Origin of the sequence: Chryseobacterium culicis (assembly GCF_900108365.1) — a bacterium.
Lineage (GTDB): Bacteria > Bacteroidota > Bacteroidia > Flavobacteriales > Weeksellaceae > Chryseobacterium > Chryseobacterium culicis.
In genome coordinates this window covers 141,639-161,842 of sequence record NZ_FNWQ01000002.1, presented here as the reverse complement: position 1 = coordinate 161,842, position 20,204 = coordinate 141,639, and the positions used below count along the sequence as shown (strand labels likewise).

Annotated in this window: 13 protein-coding genes, 1 tRNA gene and 2 pseudogenes; 1 reads left to right on the top strand and 15 read right to left on the bottom strand. The window is 36.3% G+C overall.

From position 1 onward, the window contains the following. Window positions 1-13 precede the first annotated feature (13 nt). The 5 genes and pseudogenes from BLW74_RS22220 to BLW74_RS22650 form a co-directional block, all read right to left on the bottom strand. Complete coding sequence (locus BLW74_RS22220; RefSeq protein ID WP_139265715.1) at window positions 14-289, bottom strand: hypothetical protein; 276 nt, start codon at window positions 287-289, stop codon at window positions 14-16. 341 nt (window positions 290-630) lie between these two features. Continuing rightward, window positions 631-1,163, bottom strand: a pseudogene (locus BLW74_RS07050) (RHS repeat domain-containing protein); the annotation flags it as partial. A 131-nt stretch (window positions 1,164-1,294) separates the two neighbouring features. After that, complete coding sequence (locus BLW74_RS07045; protein WP_089690986.1) at window positions 1,295-1,591, bottom strand: hypothetical protein; 297 nt, start codon at window positions 1,589-1,591, stop codon at window positions 1,295-1,297. Between the two features lie 50 nt (window positions 1,592-1,641). Next, window positions 1,642-2,496, bottom strand: a complete 855-nt coding sequence (locus tag BLW74_RS07040) for a toprim domain-containing protein (protein ID WP_228424810.1) — start codon at window positions 2,494-2,496, stop codon at window positions 1,642-1,644. Further along, a complete protein-coding gene (locus BLW74_RS22650) occupies window positions 2,454-2,876 on the bottom strand; it encodes a CHC2 zinc finger domain-containing protein (protein ID WP_228424808.1) in 423 nt (140 codons plus the stop codon). Before BLW74_RS22650 ends, BLW74_RS07040 begins: the two co-directional genes overlap by 43 nt. 209 nt (window positions 2,877-3,085) lie before the next feature. On the opposite strand from BLW74_RS22650, the pseudogene BLW74_RS07030 reads away from it, so the two are divergent. Then, window positions 3,086-3,370 (top strand): annotated as a pseudogene (locus BLW74_RS07030) (helix-turn-helix domain-containing protein); the annotation flags it as partial. A gap of 390 nt (window positions 3,371-3,760) precedes the next feature. Here BLW74_RS07030 and BLW74_RS07020 read toward each other — a convergent pair. The 10 genes from BLW74_RS07020 to BLW74_RS06975 all read right to left on the bottom strand — a co-directional run bounded on the left by BLW74_RS07020 (window position 3,761) and on the right by BLW74_RS06975 (window position 20,192). After that, on the bottom strand, window positions 3,761-7,135 hold the full coding sequence (locus BLW74_RS07020; RefSeq protein ID WP_089690976.1) for a DUF6443 domain-containing protein: 3,375 nt from the start codon (window positions 7,133-7,135) through the stop codon (window positions 3,761-3,763). A 12-nt stretch (window positions 7,136-7,147) separates the two neighbouring features. Further along, a complete protein-coding gene (locus BLW74_RS07015; RefSeq protein WP_089690974.1) occupies window positions 7,148-10,369 on the bottom strand; it encodes a hypothetical protein in 3,222 nt (1,073 codons plus the stop codon). Window positions 10,370-10,375: 6 nt separating this feature from the next. After that, the gene (locus BLW74_RS07010; protein WP_089690972.1) at window positions 10,376-12,037 is read right to left on the bottom strand and encodes a T9SS type A sorting domain-containing protein; all 1,662 of its coding nucleotides are present in this window, start codon (window positions 12,035-12,037) and stop codon (window positions 10,376-10,378) included. A gap of 360 nt (window positions 12,038-12,397) precedes the next feature. Next, window positions 12,398-12,482, bottom strand: a tRNA-Ser gene (locus tag BLW74_RS07005). 216 nt (window positions 12,483-12,698) lie between these two features. Then, on the bottom strand, window positions 12,699-13,193 hold the full coding sequence (locus BLW74_RS07000; protein WP_089690970.1) for a hypothetical protein: 495 nt from the start codon (window positions 13,191-13,193) through the stop codon (window positions 12,699-12,701). 108 nt (window positions 13,194-13,301) lie between these two features. Then, the gene (locus BLW74_RS06995) at window positions 13,302-13,655 is read right to left on the bottom strand and encodes an immunity 51 family protein (protein ID WP_228424806.1); all 354 of its coding nucleotides are present in this window, start codon (window positions 13,653-13,655) and stop codon (window positions 13,302-13,304) included. 9 nt (window positions 13,656-13,664) lie between these two features. Beyond that, window positions 13,665-14,168, bottom strand: a complete 504-nt coding sequence (locus BLW74_RS06990; RefSeq protein WP_089690968.1) for an Imm26 family immunity protein — start codon at window positions 14,166-14,168, stop codon at window positions 13,665-13,667. 3 nt (window positions 14,169-14,171) lie between these two features. Beyond that, the gene (locus BLW74_RS06985) at window positions 14,172-14,777 is read right to left on the bottom strand and encodes a hypothetical protein (RefSeq protein WP_089690966.1); all 606 of its coding nucleotides are present in this window, start codon (window positions 14,775-14,777) and stop codon (window positions 14,172-14,174) included. Window positions 14,778-14,799: 22 nt separating this feature from the next. Beyond that, window positions 14,800-15,474: a hypothetical protein gene (locus BLW74_RS06980; protein ID WP_089690964.1), complete on the bottom strand. Its 675-nt coding sequence runs from the start codon at window positions 15,472-15,474 to the stop codon at window positions 14,800-14,802. Then, entirely contained in the window at window positions 15,465-20,192 is a 4,728-nt protein-coding gene (locus tag BLW74_RS06975; protein ID WP_317041026.1) for an RHS repeat-associated core domain-containing protein, read from the bottom strand. The genes BLW74_RS06980 and BLW74_RS06975 overlap by 10 nt, the downstream gene beginning before the upstream one ends. Window positions 20,193-20,204: the final 12 nt, after the last annotated feature.

The window sequence follows — 20,204 nt, the reverse complement described above, 5'->3', positions numbered from 1 at the left end:
ATATTTCCATGAGTTAAATTTTCCCACTCAATTTTATATTTGTAACTTTTGCTTTTCCTTCAGAAGTATGCCTATATCCTCTTGAACCTGGAGAATTGCTACTTCCACCATCACTTCTTTTACTACTGTTACTGGATGACCCCAAAGAAGAACCTGAAGCTCTCGATGAACTATATGCACCAGAATTATTTTCTTGATAAAAAACATATGCAGAATTCACATTATTTGAAATAGATGTATCGACAGTTGACCCTCTTAATGGTCCATCTGAGCTATCTACAATAATCATAGTATTAACAGGTACATTAGAAACTTCCTCAGCTAAATTTACTGCATTGTCTCCACCATAATTATAACCATATACAAGAACTATATCTCCTTCTTAGTAGTTTTTTTCTAAAAATTCTTTTCCTGTTTCAACTCCTGCTCCTTGTGTTAATACTGGTGATATCATAGCTCCTTTAAAATCCATTCCCAATGATCTAACATAAGAAGCTGTAGCATTATATCTAGTTCCTGCTCCTCCAGCATCTTTTGTATTACTTCTTATTTTTCCATCTCCAGTAGGTCCACCATGATAAAATACAGCTAAAACTCTAGGTTTAGGTCCACGAGGAAGATCTGGTTCTCTCCGTCTGGATCAATATACATTACCGGGTTACTAAAAGCACAATTATAAGGACTATGCCTAGTCATTTTCTCAGCCAACGGGTCTACAACACCCCATCTTCCAAGGTCAGCCATATACATCCTCGCCCCATAATCATACATTCCGCTTTCCTGAAGCTCCTTACCATTATACTTCTATTTATAAGCAGAATTTCCTAACAAAAATACCCTTCATGCTTCAATCCAAAAGGATAATAATTACTTTCTTCAATGATCTCTGTTCCTACCCTATTCTTAGCATAGCTTAGCCTAACATTTCCAAGATGGTCCGTATAATTGTACACATACTTCCCGGTCTCAACATTAAAATATCCTTCTGAGGTTGGGAAGAATTTCAATGTAGAGTTTTCATATTGGAAACCATCCAGATAATCTGTAGTTTTTGTGTCAAAGACCTTTTTCACTTTTACTCCATCTGCTCTGTAAATATAATCCGTTACTTTGGCGTTTTGGGTAGCTTTTTCAGGTAAATTTAGATAATTATATTGGATGGAAATATAATTAATAGAACCTTCTTTATAAACAACCCTTGTCCTATTTGCAAGGGTTGCTATTTATTGGTAAGTTTATTTATAAACTCAAAGTCTGGAGACTTTGCGCAGTGGGTGAATTACAAATCTTCTTTCTACTCTCCATTTTTTATTTTGTTTATAAAAGGAAAGTTTTCACTATATTCTACTAAAACTGTATCACCGATTTTATAACTATCATCATAACTGGGATTAGAGTACTTCTTATCTTCGACAGAAAACTCATAATAGTAATTAAATGCTCCTGTTATAAAACCCCTTCTTCCCTGTACAATCCCGTGCAAAGGACTTTTATTTAAATAGCTGATCGTGGTTAAAAATAAAAGCAGTCGGGACTGTTCTTCACCAATAATTCCTGCTTTTTCTATGAGCTGATTTAGATTTTTCAGCAAATTTTCTTGTTGAAGAAAATCTATTGGATTTAAGATTTTACTATTTTTTACTATTTCTTCACTTGTTGCTTTTGTAATATCTTCTTTTCAGTAGATTGTATTGTTTGTGTGGAGATTACAGTATTTGACACATTTTTATCTGAAAAAATAAAGATCCGCCTGTCTAATAATTCTGTAAATATTTCTTCGTTGTAAAGCTGCAGGGTTTCGTTGACATCATTACAGGGCAGTTCTACAATGCTGAACCTGACCGTTAGACTGGCAGTCTGAAGGTGATCTTTGACTGCTTCCTTACCAAGGAAGAGACCAGTCTGCTTAGAAGACAGATGGTCTTTTAAGAGTTCAGCATACTTTTCTACAGCTTCCTTTCCGGCTTTGTCCTGATCAAAACAAAAGATAATTTCTTCCAATTCTTTAAGCTCTTTGATTGCCTGTAAAATCTCTTCATTCAGTCCATTGGTTCCAAAACAGGCTACAATACTGTAATTTCCGGCAATATTTTTTATTTGAAGCAACGACGAAGCTGCATCAATAATCGCTTCCGTTAAAATCAGTTTTTTAGTTTCAGGATTCGGATATCCGGGATAAATTCCCGAGCGGTTCTTCAGATAAAAATGTTTACCGCCTTTCTCTAAAATGCTTCTTACGTAAAGGCTTACAATTCTATTTTTCCTGTCCTTCAAAGGAAAAATAATACACTTATTGGCAAAAACCTGATACGCTTTTTCTTTGGTTCTGTAGCTTATTAAGCCTTTGTCCAGTAGTAATCTTGTTTGTAAAGCATTGTTGATCAGCTCTTCGGTTTTTCTTTCTCCATGATGAAACTGTCCCGAGTTGTAGCCGATTTCTAAAATACTGTTGTCTAAATTCCTTTTCCGGTATATTCTTTGGCAGGAGGGGAACAATAAAGCGCTTTTCTAAAATAGCTAAAGGTGTTTTCTAAAAAAAGGGCAGACTTCTCTACAGAGATTAACGTCTGCCCAATGGGCCTAGCAGTACCTGACGTATCTGTAACGGTTGATTTTTCGTGATTTACTAAAAAGCTTTTGGCTTTCTTTATTACTTCGTGCTTGGATATCTTTTCATAATCTTCTATAAACTGGATCACGTCTCCGGTTTTTCCGCAACTGTGGCGTTTGTAAAAGTTCTTTTCCGGATTGACCTGAAGACTTGCCGTTTTGTCTTCGTGATAAAAGCAATGAAGCATTTTGTTTTTTGGTTCAAGGTGGTAATGTTGCAGAATTGCGGATAAGCTTAAGCGTTCTTTGATGGCGGTGATTTCCATTGTTTAAAAATTTTTGAAAAAAATTACATTCTCATATTTGTCCCAAAAGTGACAATTACGAGAATACAAAACAAGTCTTATCCGAGATTTATATTTTTATTCTACTCTTATTTGTCTTAAATTCGCATTTATAAGGTGTTTAAATCTTTAAAATCTCACTTATGACTATTGCAGAACTTATAAGATTATACACATAACAAAAAGGACTTTCACAGGCGGAGCTTGCAGAAAAATCTCAGGTGAATAATAAAAGCCTTTCCCGTTACGAACTGGGAAGCAGTATTCCGCCTGCCGATGCGCTTAAAAATATTGCCGATGCTTTAGGAGTTTCAAGTGATGCATTACTGAACGATGAAACAGTTGCTATTAAAGATAAGGGACTTCTGAAAAAATTTGAAGCCATACAGGAGATGAGCGAAGAAGACAAAGATCTGGTAACAAGGTTTCTTGATCTTACCATAAGAGATTTTAATGCAAGAAAAGCCTATAAGTAAGTTTTGCTTTACTATAAAACACAAAACCCACCGCTTTGCGGTGGGTTCTTTATTATTGCTCAAGGATTACAAATCCGCAAGATAAGATATCCACAATATTACAATTTCACTTTAGATAAACTCCTTTCAGAAAGAAGAAGTAAAATAATAATGCTAGTAAAGGAATACATAATAAAGAGTTAATAATATTTCCTTTACTTAAACTATTCTTAATTATTACAATAATTGATATTAATATACCTATTACATTCAAAGGAAATAAAATAAAAAAATTTATTCTATTACTCAAGGAAGAATATGGATTAAGCCATTTTAGTAAATCAATTAATATAAATGCTGAAAAATTTAACAAGAAAATAATAAAAGATACGATTGCTAAATTTTTGATATTTATTTTTTCCATCCTACTCTGTTATAATTAAATCCGTTAGTAACCGCTCCCTGATCAGACTTAGTATCTGCTCCTTGACGCGAGATATATCTACTTCTTATATCTGCTCCATTTTTTAAAACATCTAGTGGAGCCCCAATCATTTGAAAAGCCTTTCCTGTCATAAAATTACCCGCATCATAAACATTATAAAGGGTATTAGTCCCTTCAAATTTCACTAATCCACCTGTTCCATCAGTAGTAAATCCAGTGGGAGGACTCGGAGCAGGATAATTTCCTCCGCCAGCTACAACAGATGTCATATCATCTGCAAAATCAAAAGAATCTCCTGAACCTCCTAGTGATCCCATATATAGCATCCATGGTGTCATAATATATGATTGCTCTCCAAATGACTGAAGGTATTGAGAAGTATCTTTTATATCTCCTATTCCTAATTGATTAAAATTATCAGCCATCTGCTGTGCCGAATATGGTGTAAATAAACGTAAGCCATCATATTGAAGATCTATGGTAGACATTGTATTTGCTAAATCAACCACCATTTGCAATTGTTGTTGATCATTTGCAGGATCATTTAAATTTAATTGATTACCCTCCATATCCTGAACAACATGAGGACCTTCTTGAGGGATAATCTCTTGAACATAACCTTGAGAATTTACTTTAATGATGTCTTGGTTTGATCTCCCATCAGGATCAATAAATCTAATCGGATTATTATAAGCATAATTATATGGAGACCAACGACGTGAAGTTTCCGCGAGCGGATCTACGACGCCCCATCTACCAATATCTGCCATATAAAACCTTGCACCATAATCATACATACCACTTTCCTGAAGCTCCTTGCCGTTGTACTTGTATTTATATGCAGAATTCCCTAATAAAACATTATACCCTTCATGTTTCAATCCAAACGGATAATAATTACTTTCTTCAATGATCTCTGTTCCTGCACCGTTCTTAGCATAACTTAGCCTGATGTTTCCAAGGTGATCGGTGTAATTGTACACATACTTTCCAGTCTCAACATTAAAATATCCTTCTGAGGTTGGGAAGAATTTCAATGTAGAGTTTTCATACTGGAAACCATCCAGATAATCTGTAGCTTTTGTATCAAAGATCTTTTTTACTTTTACTCCATCTGCTCTGTAAGTATAATCCGTTACTTTAGAGTTTTGGGTAATTTTTTCAGGTAAATTTAGATAATTATATTGGATGGAAGAAATTCCTTTATCCATATGGCTGGTCATATTTCCATTGCTGTCATATGAAATTTCATTTCCTCCTACAGGATATCCCGTATTATTAAGGTAGGCATCTGATACATTATTAAGTTTATTTCCCGTGTAAGTATACACCAGATTATCAATCACTACAGCGGTAGCACTGCCTGGAAGGGCTTCCTGTGTTCTTACCAGATTCAGGATATTTCCATTCACATCATAAGCCATAAGTTCATTGTATTCTTTACCGGAAGGGTTGCTATCTTTTTGATAAAAACCTGCGGTAAGCCTGTTCAGGGTATCATATACATAACCATACCTTCTCAGATTACCATTGGAATCTGTGGCTGTTTTCCAATCAACCTCTACGATGTTTCCGTTGTATTTAGGTTGCACCTTGTGGTTGGGATATTCTGTATTGGGAACTTCCAGACCTTCTACTTTGTTGTATTTTATTTCATATCCAAAAAGGTTTGCTCCTAAGTTTTTAGGATCGTTAATTTTGGTCATCCATCCACGGATGTTATAGGCATAGCTAATATTCTGCAATGGATTGGAAAGATCTGTTCCTCCTACTTTTTTACCAGAAAGCTGAGAAATTTCATTATAGGTATTCTGGGTTAAAATTTCTGTGGCATTACCATCTATCTGATGCTTGTGTACCAATAATCTGTTTTGGTGATCGTATTCAAAAGTTTCGGTAATAACTCTTTCCGTATCAGAATTTAAACGCTTATGGCGGGTAATGGTTTGTTGTGGCAAGCCTGCAAAATCAAGCTTGGATTCTGTATGGGTATACCCTCCCAAATGATTGATAGAATGGGTTCCAATCACTCTTCCTTTCCTGTCGTAATAGGTATAGGTTTTTGTCCAGCTGTCATCCTCAACGTTTTTTACAAGACTTAAAACAGGAAGTCCTTTGGTACTTCTTCCATCAGCAGTAGTTGTATCCGTCAATACAGGCTCTCCCAAAATACTGGAAGGAACAGGGGGATTGAAGCCATACTGCTGGGGATAAGAATCGTAATAGGTAACAGATAAAAGGGTATTCAATCCCCAATGCATATTGGTATAATAATAAGGCATTCCGTTTGCCGTCAGAGGGGTGTTATCTCTGCCTTCAATAATAGCTCCCCCAAGGATCTGGTTCTGCATCCCGATTCTGGTATTATTAGACTTTACAATTCCTGTATAGATAGGTCTTCCCAGCACATCGTATTTATAGATGATCCAGTCGAAAGATTTTCTTAAATTCGCATCCTGGGATAGGATCATCCTGTCTGCCTTATCATACACCATAAATTCCCAATCCTTGCCAGGAAGTTTCTTTTCTACCAATCTTCCCTTTCCGTCATAACGGTACTGGTAACATAAATTATTCAGTAAGTCATCCGTAATTGCCTGATGCACAGCTTTGGGAGGGATCACAAAAGAAAGCTGGTCATACTCATTATAAACATAGTAAGTGTCTATATGTTCTGCATAACTCTTCACTTTTCTTACCAATAAAACCTGACCTCTTCCATTTTTAAATTCTATCGTTTCATTTCCATCTTCATCTTTTACCGAATTTTTATAAAGCTGACCAGGGGCATAGATTGTTGCCGGAGATAAACTTAGTTTACTTTTCGTTGCTCCATTTTCCCAGGTAGTGGCAGTGGTGAACTGATACACTTCATTCACACCATTAGCATCATATTCAAATTTAACAGGTTTAGTACTCCAATCATTACCCACCTGAATCTGCTGCTGAATTCTGTCTAAAGGTGAGTTTTCCAGCACTTTTTCAGAATAGATCTTTTCTGAACCATACGTATTGGGATATACTCCCAGTGGCCCTGAGTAAATAGCCCCATTAGAAGTCCCCATCTGGGGCACAGGCAGATATTCTTTCGTCTGTCTTCCAAACTGGTCATATTCAATAGGGGTAACCACATCTTTCCCGGTAGGCGATGCTAATGCATTGATGATCTGTTTTGGTCTTCCTAATCCGTCAAAATACTGAACGGTTAAGGTGTTCTTTACACAATCTGCACTCAGACAGGTTTTGCTGAAGATATAGTTTTCCGTTATGCTCGGTGTTATTTGTGCGTGAAGTAAGCCCACTACAAACAATGTACTTATGGAAATATTTATTTTTTTCATTTTGTTATAGTTTTATTGTTTGTAGTTGTATTTCATCTCCTTTATAATCTGGCCATTTACATCTACTATCTTCTGAAGTCTACCTGCAGAATCATAAATATAATTTTCTCTAATGCCTGAAGGCGGGGTGATGCTTCTGACTCCAATTAAAGGATCGTAGCTGTAGGTTGTAATCTGATAACCAGGCAGCGTGTTTTTAAAATTGTTAAATGCTGTAAGCAGATTCGTTTCATCATTATTACTGCCTGCTGCAGCATCTGTATTGGAAGCATTAACAAGGGCATCAATGATTGGCTGCTGGATGGCTGCTATTTTTACGTTTTCTATTTTAGCAATAGGCTGCGTTTGGTTATAACCCCAGATAATTGTTGTTGAGATACCGTCTTTTGTAGTATACTGTTGAAGATTTCCTTTAGAATCGTATTGATCATACGTTATTTCTGTGGTTTGGGTGTTTTGCAAATCGGTAGATACTACAGAGCTTGGAAGTAAATTTAATGGATTATCATACTTCGTTTCCGTCTTTGATACAGTATTCAAGTTTTTCTTTACTTCTGTCTCTAAGGGAATGCCAATCATATTAGCATTAATAAGCTTCTGATTTCCTTTTTCGTGAGCGTATTGATAATTGGTTTCATTTATAGTACCATCTGGGAAAGTCGTCTTTTGTTTATTAAGCTGATAATGGGATGGATTATTATAGAAATAATCAGTTTGTGTCAGAACTGGAGTGCCATTGAAATAATCTGTAGTTTTTTGAGATTGCAGATAAGTAAAACGACTGATGTTTTTGTATAAAACCAGATCAAGATTATCAAATTCGCCCACGCCTCCAAAAGCTATCAGAAGTTCGTATTTCTTTCTGGTTGCTAATGAAAATGTTTCAAATTTACTAAAAGGTGACTCAAAGTAAATCTTCTCAATTTCTTTTACCTTAGTATCATCTTTATAATACTGTGTGAGATATTCTATTCCGTTATTCCAGGCAGTATTTGATCTTGGAGCGGATAAAATTTCTGATCCATTAATACTTCCTGTTTCATCATTATCAGTAATAAACTTATGAACAATTTTTCCTTTTTGCCCTAAATCTTCAATTACAGTATCATAGCAAACATCCGGTTCAAAAGAACCATATTGATTTAAGTTGGAAGATGTAATTGAATAATACTGTATTGGGAGAACGGGTCCGCTACACTGGCTTCCTTCACAATATGAGATAGTATTATTAATTTCAGAGAAAACAGGATCTCTGTTTACTTTAATAGATGGAGTGCCATCTAATTTGTTATATTTATATAATTTTGTTATTTCATCTCCCGAGTTAGAAGTATCAATAGTTTTGGATACTCTCAACCCACCAACTGGTTTATTAATAGTTTCCATATGAGCAGGTGTTTCACCTGCAGGATAGAAGATCGTTGCATTAGCAATTGAACAGAACCAACCAGCCCTTAATTCAAACTTATAAGGTTGGTCTTTTTGGAGATAAACATAACCATCATCACTGGTACCAGTTAAACATGTTACTCCTGTTCCTGTTTCAACCATACCATAGGTAAGACTTTGCTTATAAATTATTTGAGGAGTATTAGTTTGATCAAATACTGTTACAGAGGTATTTTGTTTCTGGGTAGTGGTCAGATTTGAATTGTAGCAACCTCCATCCAGTTTTACATCGTTTGCAGCTGTAATATGTGCATAACCTGATGCTCCAGGTATAATGGTAATTGATTTTGTTTTTACAGAAGTATGATCATCAGTTGATGTAAACATAACTTCGCTATTATTGTAAGCCGATTCTGGCACAAAGTACTGAGTATCTATTTTGGGAGTTTCGTAAAACAAGGTTGTATTTCCTCCTGTAGGATAGGTTATCTTTTGCAATAATCCATAATAATTAGTACTTGTATTTATTTCCTGATTGGCTCCAGAATAATTAATATATTGAGGTAAATTACTCTGCGCAGATGTGAAAATTTGAGGAATTAAACTGGAATTAGACTGATCGTTAAAATATCCCCACTTATCTCTGCTAAAACTTAACCTAGCTGGTACTGACTCATAACTATAGTAATCAAAAGAATATTTTGAATTGTTCTTAATGTTATTTAAAGAGCTTAAAAATATTCTATTCTTGGCATTTTTTTTATAAATCAAATTAAAGTCTTCAATAATTTCATTATTATGATATTTCGCTACCCTTTTTAATAATCCAAAATCATCTTGTTGTGCTTCATATTCAAAATTAATTTCAGAAGTTTCATCATAAATTTTTTTAATTTGTTTTCCAAATGTTATCTGATTTGTTTCCGATATTAATCCAATATCCGGGGTGATTATATAATTATTTACATTACAATACGTAGAACACGCGACTGAATTAGGATCATTTGATGGATTAGAATATTTTTGTTGTGCCGTCTTTGTATAAATCATCGTCTGAGACTGTGCAATGGTACTTTGAAAATTTTGATCATAATACTCTATATTCACTTGATGATTATTTGTATCAACTATTTTTGTTAAATACCACGCTGTTGTGTTTACATATATCTCACGATGCATTCCTGAGTTCGTTTGTGTTGTCCTAGTTTTTTCGTTATCAAAAAATGAATAAACACTACCATCTGTTCCTGTTATGGTAAATCCGTCACTTTGTTTTGTAATTTTATAGCCATTATTATTAAGAAGTCTGATATTCCCATTTCTTTCGATATAAAAACTTAAGCTTGTCCCACAAAAATTTGCAGTATAAATATCTAATTCAGAATCAAAATTATCTTTTTTACAATTTTTTAGATAAGAAACAACTGTCGGGTCATTATATCCCAATAAATCGATATTTGGAGTATCTGTTGAGGTGGAATTTACTTCGTCAGGAAGGTCTCTTATTATTCTTGTTATTACTCCTGCGTTAATAAATCTCCAACCCAAACCAACAGACCCGTTAAGTTCATCTACTCTGATGCCATTACTAGCATAATTGATATTAATAGGAATTTTAATCGAACCTCCATGAAATTCTGTAATAGGAATATCAATATTAGTCCCCCCAGTAAAGAGACCTGTTGCAATATTTCCAAATGTCCCAAATTTAAATGATTCCGGAGTCGGAGGAATTATGTTACTAATTGTTTTATCGACTGTATTAACAGGATCTGTAGAAGTATTTTGAGCCTTTAATGTTACAAGAAGATTCAAAATAAATCCAGAAATTATAACGTTTCTCATTTGTGTTTATTTCTTGATTAATTTAGCATTCGCCGTTTTATTGGTATCAGTCTTTATAGTGATTAAATAAGCTCCCTGAACCAAAGCCTGGGTATTAATCTTGGTCACTTTGTTTTTTGTTTTAATACTTTGAAGCTGTCTTCCGGACATATCATACAATAGAATATCAGCATCCTTGAAGCCCTGTTCTGAGCCTGTCGAAGAATCACATCCGATTTCTACGTAAGCATAGTCTGAGACAGGATTTGGATAGATCTTGATATCATATTTTTCAATCAGCTGATCAACCTGTTTGTCACCCAGCTTTACAATCTTCCAGTTTTCTTTACCCAGTTCTTCGGCGCTGGTTCCGGCAAGAACAATTGATCCGTCTCTGTTCAATTTTAAATCAGAAAGCCTTTCTTCCTTTTGTCTGGATTCTCCTTTAACATGTTTTCTCCACTGCTCATTCCCGTTTTGATCTAAATACAACATCCAAAAGGTTTCGTCGTCGGTTTGTACTCTTCCCTCAGCCTGAGTATAACCTCCCAGCAAAATACCTTTAGACTTCTCGCTTCCATCTTCCAGCCTCCCGCTTACCACACTCATTCCCATCAAAATGTCTCTGTTTTTGAAGTTGTAGGATTTCTGCCACTGCTCATCACCTCTTTCATTTAAAGCAATCAGCCATAGATCGGTTCCTTCTTCAATGCTGACCGTTTTATTTCCCGATCTTTCTGATCTTGATTCTCCGCCAATGATAAATCCGTTTGAAGTTAATGCCAGGGTTCTGATATGATCATCTCCTTTTCCTCCAAAATTCTTTTCCCATTCTACTTTTCCGGTTTTATCTAGCTTCACGATCCAGTAGTCACCTTCGCCATAATTGCTGCTGGCTTTTGGTTTCTGGCTAATGGCTGTTGAAGAGGCAGATCGTTGGTTACCCGCCTGAGTGCTGGCAGATCCCGAAACACGAACCTCGGAACTTCTGGAATAAATACCCAGTAATGCTCCGCCATCTTTTGTGGGTATCATCTTTTCCACTTCGTCTAAACCTTTTCCCCCTAAAATAAGCTGTGAAAGCTCTTTTCCGTCTTTATCCAGTTTTGTGATTAAAACATCTTTGGAACCGTAACCCTTTAAATCCTGAGCTTGTCGAAGGGTTGTAACATTGCCTGCCACAAAGAACCCTAAATCTGTTGTTTGAATCACAGCTCTTGCTTCTTCATCGGAAGAACTCCCCAATGTTTTCTGCCAGAGTTCATCACCAAATTCATTGATCCTGATCAGCCAGATATCGGATCCTCCTTTGGATTCTTCTTTTTTATCCAGTCCTTTTCCGGAATAAGAAGTTCCTGCCAAAAGAAATCCGCCATCCTGCGTAGTAACTGTTGCTGATAAATAATCATGATTTTGTCCTGAAAAGTATTTTTCCCAGGCTTCTTCTCCCTGCTGATTGAGTTTAATCAAATGAAAATCATAACCGTTATTCTGCTTACTGCCTTCTGCCTGCAGTTTATTGCTCTGAATAGAGCTTCCTGTGATTAAATATTGCTGATCAATTGTCGTGGTAACCTGGCTTAGAAAATCCTGGGTAGAGGATTTGATGTCTTTCTGCCATAATACTTCCTGGGCAGATAGGCCCAAAGCAGTACCTAAAGTACAGGCACCGAGATAGAGTTTTTTCATCCTGTGTTGTTATTTGAGTTTATAATTAGCATATTAAAGTTGTGCGAATTTAACTGCTATTAACACATCAAAAAATACACTTATGCCATTTAACTTAAATTCTACTATTCATAATGAAATATCAATTACAAATATCTAAATATCTGTTTTTCTGATGTAAAATTATCTCGGCGTCATGATAAGTACAACGGATTCGTTATATATTTTGATTACTCTTCATCAGATGAAAAGAGCAGAATGTCTTTTTTAATACAGATTTTTTAGGGAGGAACATCTTTCTGAAAAATAAGCTTGATGAAGGATTCTTTATCATCCTAAAAATAAAAAAACCTTAAATCAATTGATTTAAGGTTTTTTATGCGGAGAGTGAGGGATTCGAACCCCCGGACCTGTTACAGTCAACAGTTTTCAAGACTGCCGCAATCGACCACTCTGCCAACTCTCCCTAAACTCCGGTAATACCGTTGTTTTCAGTGGTGCAAATATAGAAATTTTTTTATTACTGACAAAATATTTTTTGTGAAAATTCTGGATTTTCGAAATTTCACAATAGAATACATATTTTCAGTTTTTCAAAATAAGAATATTAAGAACTCACCACCAGTTATTTAGCTATGACAAGAGCATACTCCACTATGAATATCATTTTTAATAAATATTTTTATCCATAATAATATTCAGTGGTGACATCTCCGCTAAAGACGGGATGCATATCCTGTTTCTGCATATTCAGCTCAAATAATCTTTCGCCATTTTTATTTCCTCCCCGTATTTTTAAAGAATACCATCCGTTTTCTAACGAAAAAGTTATGGTATTTTCATCGTTAATAGAGGCTATATCTTTTAGGTAGCCAATGCCCACTATTTTAACTTCATTATTGGCACTCTGGAATATCCAGCCTTTTGACTCCACTTCTACCTCATTGTCATTCAAAATTTTTTCTTCATTCACTGATATCCGAAATGCGTAATCATCTTCTTCTACCCCTATGATGGGAATAGCAATTCCTGATTTTGTAATTTCATCGCCATGTTCATTTTCAACAAAATATTTTAAAATATTATTACCCTCAAGATGATTTTCTTCCAGATATTTTGCTAAAAGCTGCGGACTGAACACGACGAACCCTTTAAGTTCGGAGAATATTTTCTTCATATAGATTGGATTGGATTTGGATTAAAAATTTATTTATTGTTTTTGCGGTATGGGCATGTTTTCGTATTTTTTTGTTAACAGGTATTTTTAAGAAGCAGTATAACCAAATCAATCCAGCTCTGCGCGTGAAAACAAATCTTTGAGTAAGGTTTCATCTTCGCATGCATTTTTAAAGTTTAAGATAAATTCTTTCAACTTTTCTGAATCGGAAGAATAGGCACAAAACATTCCTGCTTCAGGATCGAAATGAATGATATCAATCAGATCGGGTCTTTTTTCTTGGATAAAAACATCTGCTAATGAGGCCCAATCATAGCCATTTCCTTCGAAACCTTCATCGGCACGGGTATCAAATATTTCCTGTTTATAGGATCCTGCATCCAGACAAACAGAAAAGCTGTTGGAGTGTTCTACCCAAAAAAAGGGTTTGATTGCTTGTTTTAAATTATTTGTTTCCATCATCTTATCATCTTATTGCTGGAGCAGAGTCAGGTTATCAGTTTTTATAGCATCTTCAACTCTTGTTGGATTGAAGATAGTCCAGGGGTTATATTTTTTAGCCTCGTCATTACTTATTCTTTGCTTTGTTCCGCCTTTCCATAAATCAAAGCTATTTTCTGTACCCAGAATAAAAGTTATTTCAGAATAATTGGAATCTTTATTTTTATCATACTGATCTGTCTCCAAAATAAATCTCCATCTGTTTCTGTCAAAAGCCAGTGTAGTATGGATAGGCTCTGTTAATCTTCCTGAATTAAGAATTATATTTTTATCCTTTGGAATTTCACCTGTATATTTAAATATTTCAATAAGATCTCCGGTTGAATCATTCTTTTCAATTAATCTTCCATACGCATATGTTTCATTTTCAACAAATTTAAAAGATTTATAATTTTTAACATTTTCTTTTACCCCTCCAGGTAAGAATAAGGGTATGAAAAAAATGTTACCCTCTTTTTTTTCAAAGTATTCCATAAATTATTTAAACTTATTCGCTAAATCTGAATAATATTGCCTTCCATATTCATTATTGGATTCTTCTGCTTTTTTGTCGAAATAATTAGCGACCTCTTCCTTATAATTTTCAGGAATTTCACTGCCCAATATATCCATGATGACTTCAAAAGAACTTTCTGCTACTTTCTTCGGAGACATATCCTTTACCTCCATAAAATACTGCCATTTATTACTGTAATTTTTAAAATGCTCCATTCTTGGAAGAAATATTGCGACATAAGGACCAATGTTTTTTTTGTAAGCATTATCAAACATCAACTCATAAATATCCTTTGTTTCTGGCAGATTATATCTTTGAATCATATTGCCTATTGCTGAAATGAGAAGAATAACCAACTTGGCATTTTCAGTATTATTTTTATAAATATCTAACAGGATATCGGCAAATTTAGCATCATTAAAAAGATAATTATAATATATTGACACTTCCAGCCTTGGAGTTTTTTCAAATTCTTTAACGGCCTGAAAAAGTTCTTCATCACTTAGCTTTTTCCATCCCGAGATCTGTTTTTTTAATGATTCAATGTTATCAATATTGTTCTGGATCTTTTGAGATATATTACTCATTTATACTTCTTCAATTTCATATTTATTTAATAATTCTTACGTTCACTTTATCCATTATCTCGTCCACAGATTTATAATCATCAATTTTTTTACACTTTTCAATTAAAAGATCCTTCAGCATTTTCAATTTTTTAATGACTTCTATATTTTCCAAACTATTGTTTTTCACTAAAGCTAATTCTTCCAACGGAAGATTTTCTATACCATCCAGTGTTTCTATCTTCGAAGTGTAGACATGGAGAACTTTCAGATTTTCCAATTTGGAAAGTTCACTAAGGTTCGTGTTTGGGAATTTTGTAAGGACAAGACTTTGTAATGAATAAGCCTTATTAAAATTAACCAATCCTTTCCAATACTCACTACCCAGATGTTTAATTTTATGGAAATTTGATATATCAATTGAAAATTTTTGCTTCTCTAAATAGATCTTTTCAAGGTTTTGCAAAGAGTATATTGATTCAATATTTGCAACATTTTCTATTGTGCTTAAAGAAATAATTTTCAAGTGATCTGAAAGTTTTTCAAATTCTTTAAAATCGACTTTAAACTCAGTATTTTCATGCCCTAAGAACCCTCTTATCTGAATTTGAGCAATTTTTAAATGCTTAGCATATTCTGTACCTTCTTTTAACTGATTAGCATGAATAACTATATATTCCCCGTCTAAATTTTTTCTTACTGTTTTATCTAGTAACATTTTATTCCTACTGTAGTATTAAATTTTGTCTCAAAATCATCCGCTTTCTTTACAATATCATTGTATAAGGTTGGATTATTCAATTGTGCATCTGTCAATAATTTTTCGCCTGGTGAATTGATAGCATTATCAAAATCAATAGCGGTCACGGCATTATTTCTTCTCATTAATTCAGCTTCTACCATCAGCCCTGTTTTATTATCTCCATAATCCACATGTATTCCCTGAGTAACATTTCCTTTGCCTCCCACTCTTTCTCCCATTGAAGTATACATCCTGTTGGAAGGCCCTTTTCCTATATACCATTTTGAACCATTAGTAAACATATAGGTACCTGTAAGCCCAAATGGATCTACCCAAATATTACTGTCAAAAACGTATGCATAGAAATTGGGATTATTTCCAAATAGCCCTATCGGGTCTTTAGAAATATAAATTCCACTATCGTTATCATAATACCTAAAGCGATTATAATAAAGACCATCTGTTTCTATATCCTCATATTGCCCAAGTTGTCTGAATGGAATAAAATAACGGTCTCCTTTTAATTTTTTAATGTTTCCGTAAATATCATATTCTGTACTCCAGACGATTTGTCCTTCTTCATCAAAAGCCTGAACAGGCCTGCCTAAATAATCGGAAACAATGCTGTAGCTTTCTCCATTGATCATTTTGGCACATGGTATATATGAATTTCGCTCGTATATCCAGGTAACCACATTCTGTACAGGTTCTTTTCCTGCTATGACATTTCCGTCGTCATCTACTGAGGTTACGGGTACTTCATCAATATCGTAACTCCATTCATGCAAAATGACATTGCCATCCCAAATATAACGAGTTATTTTCTTTGCTCCAATTTTTGATATTCTTCTTCCCAGTGCATCATAGCTAAAACTGACCTCTTTTCCATCGGGACGTTTTACTTTGGTAAGCATTCCGTTGGCATGCCAGCAATAAGCCCAGTCGCCAGGGTTCCATTCCGGGTTTTGCACTTCTGCGGAAGGTATTGGATTAACATCGGGTAAATCGATTCCGTCCGGAAGCTTAGGAGTATTCAGCCAGTCTGAGGCGATGGTTTTGTAGTAAGGATGCACGAGATCTTCTTCTTCGTGATTCTCCGGCAGGACATTGTTGATCGGACGTTTACTTTTTAACAGTAAATTGCCTTCCTCATCATAGTGATAGAACCAGTTTTTGTCGCGCATCAGTTTTCCGCCCTTATCGTAAACACGGTCGGTTCTTTTAGCACTTTCATAGAGACACCCTGTGGCATCAGGATTTTTATACTGCACTTCACCACTTGAGTATTCTGCAGCGATGAGACTTCCAAATGCATCATAGTCAAATCTGGTTCTTCCTCCCGTCACTCTGTCCAGAACATGGAACAGCCGGCCTCCGGCGGCCCAGTCATAATCTTTATGGAAAGTTGTGTCCGTTTTATTGACTTTCACTTTCTGGCTTACCGGCATTCCGATATGATCAAACTCGAAAGTACTTTCTACTCCGCCTGTCATTTCACGGGAAAGTATCTTTCCGCTCTGGCCGATATTCAGATCCATCTGCCATGGAAGCTGAAGTTCAGGTGTAGCTGCTCTGACTGTCTTAAGATGTCTCAGATCATTGTAAGCATATTCTATTTCTGCCCCAAGGCTGCTTTGTAGGCCTATGAGATTTCCCTGGCCGTCATATTCATACCGAATGGAATGTTCACCCTGTTTTTCACTGATGATCTGTCCTAATTTATTTCTCTGGAAACTGATGCTGCTGTCCTCATTATCAGCTTTAATCAGTAATCCTGAGGTATCATATTGATAAGCTTCCCAGGTTCCGTCCGGATAATGAGTCTGTGTGATTCTTCGTCCTAAATCATACTCATAGAATGTATTTTTTCCCTGAGGGGTTCTTCTTTGGGTAATGAGCCCGTCTTTGTCTCTTACAAAGAATTTTTTCTGACCATCAAAGCCCGTTTCTCCAATGATTTCATTGTTATTATTTCTTTCAAAAGAATAAATTTCTCCTTTTTCATTGGTTATGCTTACTAAATTTTCATAGGCATCATATCCAAAAATTACCGTTTCTTCTTTTTTATTGGTAAGGGCATTGCGTCTTACCTTACGTTTCAGGCTGCCCAATGGGGTATAGCTCAGAAGCCATTCTGCACGGCCGTCTGTGGCGTATACCGGAAGATCATAAGCATCGTAACGCAGCTTTAAAGGAAGCTGTCCCTGTTCATCTACCTCTATTACCCTTCCCATCCTGTCTCTGTTCAGAATGGTTCTGTTTAATGGTTTGGGGCTGAAAACGAGCATTCTTCCATATTCATCATATTTCAGATACTGCTCAGCGCCGGCACTGTTGGTAATAAGAGTAACCTGCCCTCTCTGATTATAATGATAGCGGGTGATAATATCTCCTCTTCTGCTGGCCTCAGGAAGTTGTTCACCATCGGCGTATTCGTAGTAAACGGTTTCTTCTGTGGGATCGGTGTAGCTTAAGAGTTTACCATCTTCATCATAACTCCATGTTTCTGAAGTTCCGGAAGGCGAAAAACGGGCTGTGACCTGTCCAAATTCGTTATACCGATAATGGTATTCTTCTCCATCCGGGCTGTGATAGGTCTTAATATTTCCCATTTCATCATAAGTGAATCCTTCTACCCTGCCTTCAGGTGATCCTATCATTTTCAGTTCATTATGAGCGGTATAATCATACCATGTTTCGCCACCTTCTCCGTCTACTTTCTTATAGACCAGAAAGTTTTCATCATAATGATATTCTTCTGTTCTGCTGTTCTGTTTTGGATAAATAACTTCAGTGAAACCTTCTTCATCGTGATACTGAAGTCTTCCCTCCATATATCCGTCTGTACCTTTGGTATGAATTACCCTTCCGTTTTTATCATATTTCCACTGATAGCTCATTCCATTACGGTTGGTTCTTTTCACTACCTGGTTTTTTCCGTCATATTCAAAGACAATTGCCTTTTTGTGAAGATCCCAGACGTGGGTAAGATTTCCGCGGCCGTCATACTCATACCGGATCTGCAGATCTTTTTGTTTCTTATAGCAGTAATATACTTCTGTGATTTTTTTATGTTCAGGATGAATAACCGTTTCTATACTATTACCGGTGTTAAGGTCCTTAATCATTTTAAGAACAATATTCCGGTCTTCATATTCGTATTCTCTGACTGTTCCGTCTCCATATTCAATACGGATGACTTTATAGATGGGTCCTTCTGCAGCATGGTGGAAACGCTGATAGGTATAAATATCAGTCCCTTTCCTTATTATCCAGATGCTGCTGCTTGGCCGGTACTGGCCTATTTTCTGACCCCTGAAATAGGTCATTTCTTCTCCGATTTCCGGGGCGGGAATCAGCATTGATATATTTTCGTCGGGATGCATCCAAGCAGCAAACTTATTGTTTTCTTCGGGAAGAATAAACAGATCATGGTTATTGAAAACACCGTTTCCTACAGGGCCAAAATCATAAGGTCTGTCGCTGTGCCATACATTTCTCCATTGTAAAGGGGTGCTTCCCTGAACCTCAAAATCATCCCATTCAAAAACCATAGCGCCTGTGGCTAAATTGACAGGCTCAAACCCCCAATGACAAAGCTTCTTAGACAATGCATTAGCCAATTTGAATTTGCTGAACGGTGCTTTCTTAAGAACGCTGTTGTTGAATTTCTTTAAGCCATTTGCTCCCAGCTTTCCGATTTTCTTGGTCAGGCTTCTCATTAAAAACATACCGGCAAGACGCATCAGCATTTCGCCTGGCGTATAGACATGGGGAACAAAAGCTCCTCCCACCAATACAGGGCCGCCCGTATTGATCTGGATATACATGCTTGAAAAATTATTGTAAAAGGCGAAATACGCCAGTGGATTTTTCTTCGGTTTGTCCGGCATAGCAGGAAGCATTGTCATTCCGAAAGGAAATCCCATACAGGTAAGCACCTGCTGAGGCTGGTTTCCACTCATCTTACTTCCCTGCGCCAGAACGGTCTGCGAACCATAATACACCTCTCCTTCGTGCGGAGCTTCCTGAGGAAAAGGAATGATGTATACCGGAATAAGTGAGGTGATATGCCTGAACGGAATCAAGACTCCCATTACACTGGTCGTAGTAGTGGCTTTATGCCTTCCGTGAACGTAGATGGAGCCTCCCATCGGAATGCTTTCCGGAAGAGATGGCATAAGGTTTCTCGCAAACTGAGGAATCGGAATGGTGATGGTAATGTAATCCATGATGTCAAAAACAATCCCGATAAACGGATGCGGTAATGGCAGCGGAATTAACATGAAAGATGGCGGCGGCGGAATCAACGTCCAGTGGATATCAATGGCCAGAACAATATCAAAATGTTTACTTGTATGCTGAATAGCGGTGGACGGCATTGCGGGTGTATTAACTTTGATCAGCTTCACTTTGCTTTCCGGAGCGGCTTTTTCTGCGGTTACAGCACTGTCTCCACCTCCGCCGCCATTCCCCTTCGCCGGCTGAGCGCTGTCTCCTCCTGCAATGGATTTAGCCATAGACACAGGATTAAGGGAGTCGAAATTATTTTTCATCCCGTTTTTCCAGCCCTGTTTGGTTTTGTCCCAGCTTACCGAAGTAACGTCTGCATTTACCCTCAGGGAGCGGTCCGGATTCATATCCGGTTTTTCAACCTTGATGGGTTTTACTGTTTTTTTATTGAGATCTGCCATGATTCTTTTAAT

Bases quoted from the DNA above. Each gene is read 5' to 3' on its own strand.
- BLW74_RS06985 (WP_089690966.1), bottom strand. From the start codon at position 14,777: ATGAGTAATATATCTCAAAAGATCCAGAACAATATTGATAACATTGAA.
- BLW74_RS07010 (WP_089690972.1), bottom strand. From the start codon at position 12,037: ATGAAAAAACTCTATCTCGGTGCCTGTACTTTAGGTACTGCTTTGGGC.
- BLW74_RS22650 (WP_228424808.1), bottom strand. From the start codon at position 2,876: ATGGAAATCACCGCCATCAAAGAACGCTTAAGCTTATCCGCAATTCTG.
- BLW74_RS07000 (WP_089690970.1), bottom strand. From the start codon at position 13,193: ATGAAGAAAATATTCTCCGAACTTAAAGGGTTCGTCGTGTTCAGTCCG.
- BLW74_RS06980 (WP_089690964.1), bottom strand. From the start codon at position 15,474: ATGTTACTAGATAAAACAGTAAGAAAAAATTTAGACGGGGAATATATA.
- BLW74_RS06975 (WP_317041026.1), bottom strand. From the start codon at position 20,192: ATGGCAGATCTCAATAAAAAAACAGTAAAACCCATCAAGGTTGAAAAA.
- BLW74_RS22220 (WP_139265715.1), bottom strand. From the start codon at position 289: ATGATTATTGTAGATAGCTCAGATGGACCATTAAGAGGGTCAACTGTC.
- BLW74_RS06990 (WP_089690968.1), bottom strand. From the start codon at position 14,168: ATGGAATACTTTGAAAAAAAAGAGGGTAACATTTTTTTCATACCCTTA.
- BLW74_RS06995 (WP_228424806.1), bottom strand. From the start codon at position 13,655: ATGATGGAAACAAATAATTTAAAACAAGCAATCAAACCCTTTTTTTGG.
- BLW74_RS07020 (WP_089690976.1), bottom strand. From the start codon at position 7,135: ATGAAAAAAATAAATATTTCCATAAGTACATTGTTTGTAGTGGGCTTA.
- BLW74_RS07015 (WP_089690974.1), bottom strand. From the start codon at position 10,369: ATGAGAAACGTTATAATTTCTGGATTTATTTTGAATCTTCTTGTAACA.